We start from the raw sequence: 12228 nt of genomic DNA on the forward strand, positions 1-12228 counted from the left end.
CAGGCGCTTCGGCGAATACGCAAGAGAAAGCCCCCGTACCATGTCATACCCCCACCGGTTTGCCGGACTGGCCATACTTCTGGCTGCCTCAAGTTTCAACGCCTGGAGTGACGAAAACGTGATAGATAAGTGGCGTCTTGAACCGTTCTGGACCGGCAATGTGATTCACGGCGAAAGCCTCTTCTTCCTCGAACCCATCCCCGGATCCCCCGCCGTCGCCCCGCTACTCTTCACCCCGGAAGCCGTGCTGTCCCTTCGCCATCCCGCCACGGGCGCCAGCTACGAGGAAGGCCCGGACTACGTCATTGATCGCGAAGCCCGGCGCATCCAGCGCACACCGGATTCGCGCATCCCATTTACAACGCGACAGGACTTCGAACCGCCGCTCGGAGCCTCCGGCCAGCAATACCGCGACGGCGCGCGCGACATCTTCTTCGGCGAAGGTCGCAAGTTTCACGACCTGCAGGTGGAAATCACCTACCGCCATTCGGGCAGCGAATGGTCCGAAATGAACGGTCCCATCCCGGAGTCCGCCGCGAATGCGCTCCCCGGCGTCATGCGCAAGCTGCGCGCGGTCGAGCCGGTCACCATTACCCTCCTCGGCGACAGCATCTCCTTCGGCCTGAACGCGAGCGGCGTAGTGGACGCCCCGCCCCACCAGCCGGCCTACGGCGATCTTTTCGCGCAGGCGCTCGGGGCCCGCTTCGGCGGCCCGATCACCTTCCACAACCCCTCGGTCAGCGGCATGTCGGCCGCCTGGGGCATCGAACAGGCAGCAAGCGTCGCCGCCCCCAGGCCCGACCTCGTGCTCATCGCCTTCGGCATGAACGACGCCTCCGGGCGCCTCGCGCCGGATCAATACGCCGCACAGATCGCGCAAATCATGGCGGCCATCCGGGCGGCCCACCCCGCCGCCGAGTTCATCCTCGTCGCCACCATGCTCGGCAATGCGGACTGGATTCACGCCGCGCCCGCGCTCTACCCGCAATACCGAGACGCCTTGAAGACGCTCGCGGGCCCGGGCATCGCCATCGCGGATCTGACCTCGGTATGGGAAACCCTCCTCTCCCGCAAGACCTACGCCGACCTGACCGGAAATGGCGTAAACCACCCCAACGACTTCGGGCACCGCGTCTACGCGCAGGTGCTGCTGTCAATGATTCCGCGGGCGGAGCCGCCACAATGACCTCGCACGCCGTGCCCGAGATCGCCCGCCTCGCCCCCCGTATCCTCGATCAGCTCAGCCTGGGCGTGGTAATCACGAGCAACGGCGCCGCCGTCTACTGCAATAGCGCCTTCGAGTCGATGTCCGGCCTGTCGCGGCAAGCTATAGAAGGCGCCGCCCATCCCTACCTTCGCCCGGGACATGTGGTAAACGGCGAAGCGGAGTTGCGCGCGCAGCTGGAGCCCGGCGCGCCGTTCAATCCCGTCCGCGTCCGCTACGAACGGGACGACGGTTTCCCCGCATGGAACGAGATCCAAATCGTCCACGAAGGCGAATACGCAATCTGGATTCACCGCGATCTCACGCAACAGATGGCCACCCACGAGCTCTGGCAGCGCTACGCCTTCCTCGTCGATTCATCCCGCCAGTTCATGGCCCTCGTCGACCGCGACTACAACTACGAACTGGTCAACCAGGCCTTCGCGCGCCTCTTCCACCGCGCCCCCGACGAGATCAACGGCGCTTCCGGCGCATCGGTCTGGGGCGAGGCGCTCTTCAAAAACCTCGTGGTTCCCTGTCTCGACCGCTGCTTCCAGGGAGAGGAAGTCCAGAAGCAGCAGTGGGTCGTCTTGCCCGGAGGCAACCACCGTTATCTCAACATGGTCTACACCCCCTACCGCGGCACGGGCGAAGACGTCCGCCACGCCGTTTTCGTCGCGTGGGACAACACCGAAGAGAAACGCGCGACCGATACCGTCAGCGAAATGAACCGTGTGCTCGAACAGCGCGTCGAAGAGCGCACCGCCGAGCTCCAGGACAAAATGCGCGAGCTCGAAGCATTCAACTACACCATCGCACACGACCTGCGCTCGCCCCTGCGCTTCCTCAAGTCCTTCGCCGAAATGCTGGAGGAGGAATCCGGAGCCTGCCTCGGCGAATCAGGCCAGTATTACTGCAACATGATCACCCAGGGCGTCGCCGAGATGCAGCACCTGCTCGATCGCCTCCTCGACTTTGCGCAACTGAGCAGAAAACCGATTTCCCTCGCCCCCTGCGACCTGAATGCCGTCGTCGCCGCCGCTCGAGACACGGTGCTGCTCGATAGGAGCGCGGCCATCCGCATCGACCCCCTCCCCACCTGCCTGGGAGAGTCTCCACTGCTCAAACAGGTTTTCGTCAACCTCCTGAGCAACGCCGTGAAATTCACGCACGGCGCCGCCAATCCGCGGATCGAAGTGTTTTCACAAAGCGCGCCGCCCGGCCAGGTGCATATCTGCGTGCGCGATAACGGCATCGGCTTCCACATGAACCACGCCGAAGCCATGTTTGCCCCCTTCAAGCAGGTCCACGAAACGAACGGCGCGGGCGGGAGCGGCCTCGGCCTCGCCATCGTCCGCCGGATCGTCGAGCGCCACGGCGGCCGCGTCTGGGCCGAGGGCCGCGAGGGGCGGGGCGCGACAATTCACGTCCTGCTGGCCGCACCGGAGAACAGCGCGGCGACCACCCCGATTCCGGCAAGTACGGACTAGATAGTTTGGCGTATTTTCGCTACAATGCAGGAAGTTCTTCGGGAGATGCGCCGGATCGCAACCCCGAATGCAGCCGGTCGAAATCGTGCTCGGCCGGCCGTCAGGCAGTCTCGCTCGCACCGGTGTGTACGCCGGATTCTTCAATCCGGATAGCAGGGTATCAGGGCTACCGACCTATGCAGAACGAACGGATCCTGGTGGTGGAAGACGAAGCCGACGCGCTTCAAAAAACCTGTCAGGTGCTCGAAAACGAAGGCTACGCCGTCTCAACCGCCACCAATGGCCGCGACGCCCTGGCCGCAATTGCCGAAAACGACCCCGATCTCGTCATTCTCGATATCAACCTCGACTCAGGCGATCCCAACGCGCCCGCCATGGACGGCATCGAAGTCCTCCGCCAGATGCGAAAGGACTCCGACGCCTGCGTCCTCATGCTCACCACCACCTCCATCAGCTACGTGAAGGTCGCCGCATTGACCATGGGCGCGGACGACTACCTCACCAAGCCCTTCGACCCAAAGGAACTCGCGGCGCGGGTCAAAGCCATCCTGCGCCGGGCCCGGGGAGCCGCACGCGCCGGCGGAACGCTCGATTTCAAGGAAATCTCCATCGATCCGGCCGCACGAATCGTCTGGAAGGACGGAAAAGAGGTCAAACTCACGCCCATCGAATTCGACCTGCTCCACGCCCTCGCCCGAAGGCGCGGCCAGGTGATCGGGCGCACCCAGCTCATCAACCAGGCCTGGGATTTCAAATACGCCGGCGACGAGCGCCTGGTGGATGTGCATATGGGCCGGCTCCGCAAGAAACTGGAGGACGACCCGGCAAAACCAAAGCTGATTCAAACGGTATGGGGCAAGGGCTACCGCTTCGAGGGAGAACCCGCATAGCCGCCGCGCGGCGGCGCGACCCAAACCCAATCGCCGCATGACGGCGCTGCACGGAAAAGGATCTTCACCGGCATGATCACGAGCCCCCTGCTGGAAAACGGCATCGCCGTCGTCGGTTTCACCCGCGACAGCCTCGACGCTAGTAACACGAAAATCTTCCGGGAACTCATGGCCCCGATCCTTGCGGAAAATAACCGCATTCTGCTCGATCTGGGAGACCTCCAGTTCGTGGACAGCTCCGGGCTCGGCGCGATGCTCTCCTGCCTGCGCGCCATGCACAACAAGGGCGGGCAACTCGCCCTGTGCGGTATGAGCAAGCCGGTGCGCACGCTCTTCGAGCTGGTCCGCATGTACCGCATCTTCGAGATCTACGCCAACCGCGGCGAGGCCCTCGCCGCCCTGGCCCACGGCGGCGCTACAGCAGGACCGGATGCACCACGTGGCCCGCAACATCCGTCAGGCGGAAATCCCGGCCCTGGAAGCGAAACGTAAGCTTCGTGTGCTCGATCCCCAGCAGGTGCAACAGCGTCGCGTGAAAATCGTGCACATGCACCACATCCTGCACCGCGTAATACCCGAAATCGTCCGTCGCGCCGTGGGATATGCCGCCGCGGACCCCGCCGCCCGCCATCCAAAGCGAAAAGCCGCGAATATGGTGGTCGCGCCCGGATCCCTGCGCCATCGGCGTGCGCCCGAACTCGCCCCCCCAGATGACCAGCGTGTCCTCCAGCATGCCGCGCTGCGCCAGGTCCTTCACCAGCGCCGCCGAGGCCTGATCCACCAGCTTCGCCGTCGTCGCGATTCCATCCTTGATTCCGCCGTGGTGATCCCAGCCCCGATGGTAAAGCTGGATGAAACGCACCCCGCGCTCCGCCATCCGCCGCGCGAGCAGGCAGTTCGACGCGAAACTCCCGTCCGCGCCTTCCGTGCCGTACATCTCCTTGATGTACTGCGGCTCCGTCGAAAAATCCACCAGCTCCGGCACGCTGGTCTGCATCTTGAACGCCATCTCGTACTGGCTCACGCGCGTCTGGATCTCCGGATCATCCGTCACCGCGTCGTACTGCTGGTTCAACTCCTGCACCGTGTCCACCACGTCCCGCTGCCGCTTCATGTTCACCCCGCCCGGGTTGCTCAGGTACAGCACCGGATCCCCCTGCGCGTGAAACTGCACCCCCTGATACTTGCTCGGCAGAAAGCCGCTGTGCCACTGCCGCGCCGCGATCGGCTGCGCCTGGCCGCCGCCCACCGACGTCAGCACCACGAAACCCGGCAGGTTGTCCGCCTCGTTGCCCAGCCCATAGGTGATCCAGCTCCCCATACTCGGCCGGCCCGATATCGACGTGCCCGTATTCATGAAGGTGTGCGCGGGATCGTGGTTGATCTGCTCGGTCTGCATCGACCGGATGATGCAGATATCGTCCGCGATACCGCCGATATGCGGCAGCACCGTGGAGATCTCCTGCTGCGACTTGCCATACCGCGCAAACGGATACTGGGGCGCCAGGCAACGCAGTTCCTGGCCCTGCAATTGCGCGATCGGCTGGCCCTGGGTCACCGATTCCGGCATAGGCTGCCCATCCAGCTCGCCCAGCCGTGGCTTGTAGTCCAGCGTTTCCAGGTGCGACGGGCCGCCCGCCATATACAGGTAGATCACCCGCTTCGCGCGGGGGACCAGGTGGCGGGGCGAGGCAATCCCATACCGGGCGTCGCCGCCCGCCGCCGGAACGCTCGCGGAGGCCGCGCGGCCCAGCAGCCCGGCCAGCGCCATCGTACCGATCCCGCGGGCGGCCTTGCCCAGGAACTGGCGGCGCGTCTCGCGAAGCAGCAAATCGTGATAGGTCATGGGTCTCACCTGTTTCCGGAGAGGTTCAGCTCCGGGTGATCGTTTCGTGCAGATTGAGAATAACGCGCGCGACGGAAGTCCACGCCGCCAGGTCCACCGTATTGATGGCGTCCGGCAGCGGCGCGATTCCGCTATTCACCAGCGCTTCGGCGGCGGCCGGATCTTCCGTGTATTCCATCAGGTGCGCGTGGTAGAGGTTTCGAAGCGCCTCCAGCTCCCCGTCGCGGGGCGCGCGGGAAAGCGCCAACTGAAACGCCGCCGCTATGCGATCGTCGCTCCGCTCGCCCCCCTGCGCCATGATACGCTGCGCAAAGGCCCGCGCCGCCTCCACGTACGTCGGGTCGTTCAACAGCACCAGCGCCTGCTGCGGCGTATTCGACACCGTCCGCTCCGCCGTGCATTCCTCGCGCGTGGGCGCATCAAACGCGAGCAGGCTCGGGTGCAGAAACGATCGCTTCCAGAACGTGTACATCCCGCGGCGGTACTGGTTCTCGTCCTGCTCGATGGGGTACGACAGATCGCCGCCAAACGTATTGCAGTTCGCGTAGTAGCCCTCCGGCTGGTACGGGTACACCGACCGGCCGCCCAGGTCACGCGCCAGGAGCCCGCTCACCGCGAGCGCCCCGTCCCGGACCAGTTCAGCCTCCACCCGGTAGCGGGATTGCCGCGCGTACAGCCGGTTGAAGGGGTCCCGCGCAATCAGGTCGCGCCCGGCCTGGCTGTCGCGCTGGTAGGCCTCCGACGTCACCATCAACCGCACCATGTGCTTCATGTCCCAGCCGCTCCGAACGAACTCCAGCGCGAGCCAGTCGAGTAAATCCGGGTGCGTGGGCCATTCACCCTGCGCGCCAAAATCGTCCAGAACCTTGGAGATGCCGGTGCCATAAAGGCGCTTCCACAACCGGTTCATCGTCACGCGCGCCGTAAGCGGATTCTCGGGATCCACCAGCCAGTTCGCCAGATCAAGCCGGGTGGCCCGGCGCCCGTCGACACCGAGCGGTGGAAGCGCCGACAGCGTGTCCGGCTCGACGACCGGGCCGCTCTCGTCCAGCCAGTTCCCGCGCGGGAGCACGCGCGTCACCCGGGGCTCCTCAAGCGCCACCGTGATCAATGTGGTGGCCATCTCCCCGCGAAGCGCGTCCAGCGCGCCGCGGCGCGCCGACAGCTCCGCACGCGTCCCGTCGAGCAGAGGCGTATGCGCCAGGAAATGCGCCGACAGCGCCACCTCTTCCTCGGTCGTCGGGCGAACCGGCTCGGGTTCCGGGGCCTCCGCCTTCGGCTGGGCCGCTGCTTCTTCGACCGCCCCAATCTCTTCCACGGGCGTCGCCTCCGGCGCACCGGCAACCGCCGCATCGGCAACCGGCTTCGGCGCAAGCGCGTCCTTCAGGGCGCGCGGCACTGCCTGCCACGAAAGCCGCGCCGCGCCATCGTCCCCGGAAAAACCAATCCGGAAGCTGTCAAGCTGGTGCGCCGCGTAACCCGATTCATACGAAAGCACGACCTCAATCGCGCTGCCCGGAGCCGGTTGCAACGGCTCGGCAAGCCGGAATATAGCCGCGCTGTTGCGGGCCTCCACATGCGCGCCCGTGGCCCAACCCGTGTGCCGCTTGCCGTCCAGCGCGTGTGAAACCGGAAACTTATCCTGCTCGAAATCGGCCAGCGCGCCCGCTACCGCCAGCGTCCGCGCTTCGGCGTCCGGGGCGTGATACCGCGCCTCAAATTCCGTCAGCACAAAGTTCCCGCCGCCCCGCGACACCCCGCCGAGTTCCTCATCAAGGATGGACTCCAGCACAATCGCCGCGACAGGATCCTCCCCAACCGGAAAGCGCACCGTGAACACATCACGGTCGGGCTCCGGGCCGCTCGCGACGATCCGGCCATCTTCCAAAACCGCCAGCGTTGTCTCGCCGTGCTTCGCGGTCGCTCGCTCCGCCGCGGGATAGCGCCAGGCAGACGCCTCGCCGTTGCGCTGCGCCTCCAGGGCCCCCCGCCATGCCGCGCGCGCCGCCTCCAGTTCGGGGGTAAAGGTTTTCGAGGCCCCTTCGAGCGAAGTGATCGCAGCCTGCAGCGCCCGCTCCTCCGCCTCCTGTTTCGGCGTCGGAAGGTACATCCGGGGCGCCCAGATATCCCCCGATCGGTACACCGGCGTCTCCTCCACATCCGCGAAAAAGGCCGCGAAACTGTAGAAGTCCTTCATCGGGATCGGGTCAAACTTGTGGTCGTGGCACTCCGCGCAACCCATGGTCTGCCCGAGCCACACCGTGCCCGTCGCGCGCACCCGATCCGCCGCGTACTTCGCGATATACTCCTTCGGCTGCGCGCCGCCCTCCGCCGTGATCTGGTTCATCCGGTTGTAGCCCGACGCCACCAGCTGCGCGCGCGTTGGGTTCGGCAGCAAATCGCCCGCAAGCTGCTCGCGCGTGAACTGGTCAAAGGGCATGTTCTCGTTGAACGCCGCGATCACGTAGTCGCGATAAGGATAAACGCTCCGGAACTCATCGCTGTGATAGCCGTTCGTGTCCGCATAGCGCACCGCGTCCAGCCAGTCCATCGCCATGCGCTCGCCATAGTGCGGCGAAGCAAGCAGTGAATCGACCAGCGCCGCGTACGCGCCCGGATCGTCGCTCGCGAGAAAGCCCGCAACCACCTCCGGCGTCGGCGGAATGCCAATGAGATCCCAGTGCAGACGCCGCACCAGCGTGACCTTATCCGCGCGGCCCGCCGGCGTCACGCCCTCGCGCGCCAGCCGCCGATCGATAAACGCATCGATCGGGTTGGCGTAGCCCTCGAATTCCGCCGGGCGCGTGACCGCGTCGTCGCGCGGCGGGATATACGCCCAGTGTGGCTCCCACTCCGCCCCCTGCGCGATCCACGCCCGGATCAACGCCTTATCCGATTCGCTGAGCTGCTTCTTCTGCGACGGCGGCGGCATCTGCTCGTCCGGATCCGCCGACATGATCCGTGCGATCAGTTCGCTCGCCTCCGGATCGCCCGGAACAATGGCGCCGCCAGCGTCCCCGCCCGATTCGAGCGGAACATCCAGCCGCAGCCCCGCCTTCCGCGAACCCGCATCCGGACCGTGGCAGGCAAAGCACTTATCCGACAGGATCGGGCGGATGTGCCGGTTAAAACTGATCGCTTCCGGCGCAACCTCGGCGGAATTCGCGCCCGCCGCCAGGATCGCGGCCGCACCCATCAGAACACTACGCAGTCGCATATCGATTCTACCTCCGGCGCCCGCGCCGGGCGCCAAAACAAAAACGCGGGTGCTGTCGCGGTATGCCATTGTCAGGCATGGGCAACAGCACCCGCGGATCGCGCAGGTTACGCCGCGTTCGGATTACACTTCGTGCAAACCTGGTTCGCCGCCAGCGCTTCAACGCAGCACGGGTGGTCGCAGGCGTTTCCCGCGGCCTGCGCCGTTGCGCAGCAGCTGCCCTCGTCGAAGCTCAGCTTCACAGGCTCGCCTTCCGCCTCGGACGCCGCCGCGCCCTTCGGATTACACTTCGCGCAAACCGTCTTGTTCGCCCACGCTTCCTTGCAGCAGTCGTGGTCGCACAGTTTCCCGCCCGCGTACGCCTTCGCGCAGCAACCGTCGGCGTCAAATTTCGCCACGATCGCCAGCAGCGCTTCCGCGCCCGCGTTGCACTTCGTGCAGACCGTGCCCGCCTGGCGCGCTTCGTCGCAGCAGGGGTGCTCGCACACCTTGTTCTCGGCGGCCACCTTCGCACAGCAGCTGTCCGGCGTGAACATCTCCGCCGGGATAATCTTCGTCATCTCCGTCGCCGGGATCGCGTCGGGATCGATCCCCAGGTCAATCGCCAGCTGCGGCAGCGCCGCCTGCAGCCCGGCCGCCCCATCCTTCGTCACACCGGTCTGCCACAGAAACAGCTTCTTCAGCCGCGGCAGCCCCTTCAGGTGCTCGAGGCCCGCATCCGTGACCTGCGTACCGTACAGGTTCAGGTATTCCAGGTGTTTCAGGCCCGCGATATGCGTCAGGCCCGCGTCTGTAATTCCGGTCCGCTCCAGGTGAAGCCGCGTCAGCTTCGAAAGCCCCGCGACCGGAGCCAGGCCCGAATCCGTGATCTTCGTCCCGGCCAGGTTCAGCCAGGTCAGTTGCGCCGCGAGCGGCGGCAGCGTCGCAAGCTGCTCGTCCGTAATCTTGTCGCCCACCAGGTGGTAATCCACCCGAACGAGCGGCGTCTTCATATCCAGCGGCATCGCCAGGCCGCCCAGGGCCGCCACCGCCTCGAGCAGCGCAGCCTCCGCCGGCGCCGTGTCCTTCGCCAGCTCTTCCAGAATATTCGGCTCGGTCTCTTTCGCCACCACCGTGCCGCCGGACCAGCCGCCGAAGTCCGCGCCACCGGCGATCCAGTCCGATATCGCCTGGATCTGCTCCGGGGTCAGCGTGTCGCCCTTCGCCGGCATGATATCCGGATCGTCCGCCGGAAGGGTAATCAACTTGCGGATCGGGCTCTCGTCCGGCTTGCCGGCCACGATCGCGGGACCGTAGTGTTCGCCGCCCTTCAGGATGGCCTCGGGAGAATCCAGCCGGAGATCGCCCTTCTGCGACTCCGCGCCGTGGCAGGATACGCAACGCTCCTGAAAGATCGGCCAGATCGTGCTCTCGAACACCCCCGCCTCGGCCGCCGGAGCCGGAGCCGCATCGTCAAACGTGGCGCCGGCCAGAATCCACGCCTTCAGGATTTCCGTCTGCTCGGAAGTCAGCGGATCGCCCTTCGCCGGCATGATATCCGGGTGATCGGCTTCCAGCACCGTCCGCTTGTACAGCGGGCTTTCCTCCGGTTTGCCCGCCACCACCGACGCCCCCTCCATCTCGCCGCCCTTCAGGATGGCTTCCGCGGAGTCGAGCCGCAACTCGCCCTTCTGCCGCTCGGCCCCATGGCATTCATAACACGTGGCCTCGAGGATCGGGCGCACCTGCGCGCCAAAGGATATCTCCTCGGCGGGCGCGGGCGCGAGTACGGCCGCGGCGCCCGCCGCAAGCCCCAACGCAAGCCCGCGGACACCACTTGAAATTCGCGTGCAATTCATAAGTCCTGCTCCAGTTGTGATCGATAAATTCTAACGTCGGCGCCCGCCCGTTCCACCAGGCGGTTCCGGACGCCGCGCGCCTCGCCAATGTGGCGCGCCGCCTCAAAACGCCCGAACCGGGTCCGGGCTAGTAGAGGATACTAGCTTGGCCGCGAAATGTATTGCAAATACGTCATTTCCGACAAAAAGGCCTCAAGCCCACCGCTTCAGCGGGTGGTCCCGTTGCTCCAGCGGAAACGTGACGCGGCGGCCCTGCACATACGCCTCGAACACCGCCTGAATCATCTCCTGCGCCTTTAGGCTGTCCCGAATGGACGCCACAGGCGCGCGATCGGCCTCGATCGCGTCAACCAGATCCGCAACAATAAGCGCGTGCCGCTCGCGGGAAGGATCGCTCACCGCAATCGGCGGAGCCTCCGGCAAGGGCCGCCACGCGCTCAGCGGCGCGCCGTCGGGACCGATGCGCGCCATCCAGCTTGAATCGTCCAGCCAGAGCGCCTCCGGAATAATCGCATTCCGCACCGTCTCCGGCGTCGGCTTCACCGGCGGCTTCCGGCTGAACGGATCGAGTTTGATCGAGATCACCCCATTTGTGCCATACACATCAAGCCCCCAGCGGCCGCCGTTCAATTCCCGCGTACGCATCGAACTGAAATGGCCCGCGCGCCCCTCGTCAAAACCAAATGTCGCGTGGATACGGTTGCCCAGCATCGGCCCGAGCGGTTCGGATGCCTCGCGGACGTGCTCGGGAAGCGCCGTTTTCCCGTTGTGCGTGATGTCGGCCTGGCACCAGAGCGGATCCCCCATCAGATAGCGCATCATGTCGAAGAGGTGCGTCCCCAGCACCACCAGATCCTCGGATCCCGCCCGGGGATCCTCCTTCCCGCGCGCGCGCATCTCCACCACCGTCCCGATCAGCTTGTCGTCGTGAATCGCCTTCTTCACGTACTCCAGTGTCGGCGTTACCCGAAAATTGTAGGCCACCGCCCACTTCAGATTCTTCGCCTCCACCGCGGCCACCATCGCGTCGCCTTCCGCAAGATCCACGCAAAGCGGCTTTTCCAGGAACCCGTGGGCCCCCGCCGCCGCGCACGCCTCCACGTATTCCTTGTGGTGGATCGTCCAGCGCGGGCCGACCGCCACGATATCGGGCTTCTCCTTCTCCAGCATCTCGCGGTAATCCGCGTACGTCGTCGTCACGCCCGCCTCCTCCGCGTGCTTCGCGCGGCCCGCTTCATCCGGATCCGCGAGCGCGACCACGTCAATCCTATCGTGCAGATCAAAGGCCAAATGGAAATCGTGGCCATAGCCGCCCTGATTCGTGTCGCCGATGATGCAGGCGCGGTAGGTCTTGCCCCCGCCCGCCTCCTGCGCCCGAGCGGAAAGCGCCAGGCCCGCCGTCGCCGCCGCACCGGCCATAAAAGTCCTGCGATTGATGCTCATGCGAGCCTCCTTCTCGTTCTTTAGGGGTCCGTCACGCCCGGCCTGCCCCGGCGCGCTGAAATCTGCTACAGTAAGGGGCGTCTGGCGCGGCGCAGGCACGGCCGCCGCACGTTTTCCCATGAGTATTCAACAATCACCGCCGCTTTTCAAGGAGTGGGTGAAGTTTTCGTATTGCCGATGCGTTACAAGCGCTATGAAGCAGATTCTTGGCCCTGAATACGATTCCTTGTATCACTTCAGCCGAACGAAGTACGGTGGCCAATCCAAAGCGACTTGCAACTATGGAGCGCCGGCGGCCCG

The 12228-nt window shown here is 65.4% G+C and carries 8 protein-coding genes; 4 read left to right on the forward strand and 4 right to left on the reverse strand.

Translation table 11 applies throughout. The features are described from left to right. Positions 1-40: 40 nt before the first annotated feature. The 4 genes from KF886_05225 (at position 41) to KF886_05240 (ending at position 4076) form a co-directional block, all read left to right on the forward strand. The gene (locus KF886_05225) at positions 41-1186 is read left to right on the forward strand and encodes an SGNH/GDSL hydrolase family protein (protein MBX3176739.1); all 1146 of its coding nucleotides are present in this window, start codon (positions 41-43) and stop codon (positions 1184-1186) included. After that, positions 1183-2694, forward strand: coding sequence for a PAS domain-containing protein (locus KF886_05230; GenBank protein MBX3176740.1), 1512 nt, complete (start codon positions 1183-1185; stop codon positions 2692-2694). The genes KF886_05225 and KF886_05230 overlap by 4 nt, the downstream gene beginning before the upstream one ends. Positions 2695-2870: 176 nt before the next feature. Further along, entirely contained in the window at positions 2871-3584 is a 714-nt protein-coding gene (locus KF886_05235) for a response regulator transcription factor (protein ID MBX3176741.1), read from the forward strand. A 72-nt stretch (positions 3585-3656) separates the two neighbouring features. Then, positions 3657-4076 carry an STAS domain-containing protein gene (locus tag KF886_05240; protein ID MBX3176742.1) on the forward strand — a complete coding sequence of 140 codons (420 nt, stop codon included), beginning with the start codon at positions 3657-3659 and terminating at the stop codon, positions 4074-4076. Here the strand turns inward: KF886_05240 and KF886_05245 are convergent. The 4 genes from KF886_05245 to KF886_05260 form a co-directional block, all read right to left on the reverse strand. After that, the gene (locus KF886_05245) at positions 4000-5430 is read right to left on the reverse strand and encodes a DUF1501 domain-containing protein (protein MBX3176743.1); all 1431 of its coding nucleotides are present in this window, start codon (positions 5428-5430) and stop codon (positions 4000-4002) included. The two genes, KF886_05240 and KF886_05245, sit on opposite strands and share 77 nt — an antisense overlap. 25 nt (positions 5431-5455) lie before the next feature. Then, complete coding sequence (locus KF886_05250) at positions 5456-8647, reverse strand: PSD1 domain-containing protein (GenBank protein MBX3176744.1); 3192 nt, start codon at positions 8645-8647, stop codon at positions 5456-5458. Between the two features lie 107 nt (positions 8648-8754). Beyond that, complete coding sequence (locus KF886_05255; protein MBX3176745.1) at positions 8755-10485, reverse strand: c-type cytochrome; 1731 nt, start codon at positions 10483-10485, stop codon at positions 8755-8757. A 192-nt stretch (positions 10486-10677) separates the two neighbouring features. Then, positions 10678-11928: a Gfo/Idh/MocA family oxidoreductase gene (locus KF886_05260; GenBank protein ID MBX3176746.1), complete on the reverse strand. Its 1251-nt coding sequence runs from the start codon at positions 11926-11928 to the stop codon at positions 10678-10680. Positions 11929-12228: the final 300 nt, after the last annotated feature.

The sequence above is a fragment of the Candidatus Hydrogenedentota bacterium genome (assembly GCA_019637335.1).
In the GTDB taxonomy this organism is placed as follows: Bacteria; Hydrogenedentota; Hydrogenedentia; order Hydrogenedentales; family JAEUWI01; genus JAEUWI01.

Bases quoted from the DNA above. Each gene is read 5' to 3' on its own strand.
- KF886_05225 (MBX3176739.1), top strand. From the start codon at position 41: ATGTCATACCCCCACCGGTTTGCCGGACTGGCCATACTTCTGGCTGCC.
- KF886_05230 (MBX3176740.1), top strand. From the start codon at position 1,183: ATGACCTCGCACGCCGTGCCCGAGATCGCCCGCCTCGCCCCCCGTATC.
- KF886_05235 (MBX3176741.1), top strand. From the start codon at position 2,871: ATGCAGAACGAACGGATCCTGGTGGTGGAAGACGAAGCCGACGCGCTT.
- KF886_05240 (MBX3176742.1), top strand. From the start codon at position 3,657: ATGATCACGAGCCCCCTGCTGGAAAACGGCATCGCCGTCGTCGGTTTC.
- KF886_05245 (MBX3176743.1), bottom strand. From the start codon at position 5,430: ATGACCTATCACGATTTGCTGCTTCGCGAGACGCGCCGCCAGTTCCTG.
- KF886_05250 (MBX3176744.1), bottom strand. From the start codon at position 8,647: ATGCGACTGCGTAGTGTTCTGATGGGTGCGGCCGCGATCCTGGCGGCG.
- KF886_05255 (MBX3176745.1), bottom strand. From the start codon at position 10,485: ATGAATTGCACGCGAATTTCAAGTGGTGTCCGCGGGCTTGCGTTGGGG.
- KF886_05260 (MBX3176746.1), bottom strand. From the start codon at position 11,928: ATGAGCATCAATCGCAGGACTTTTATGGCCGGTGCGGCGGCGACGGCG.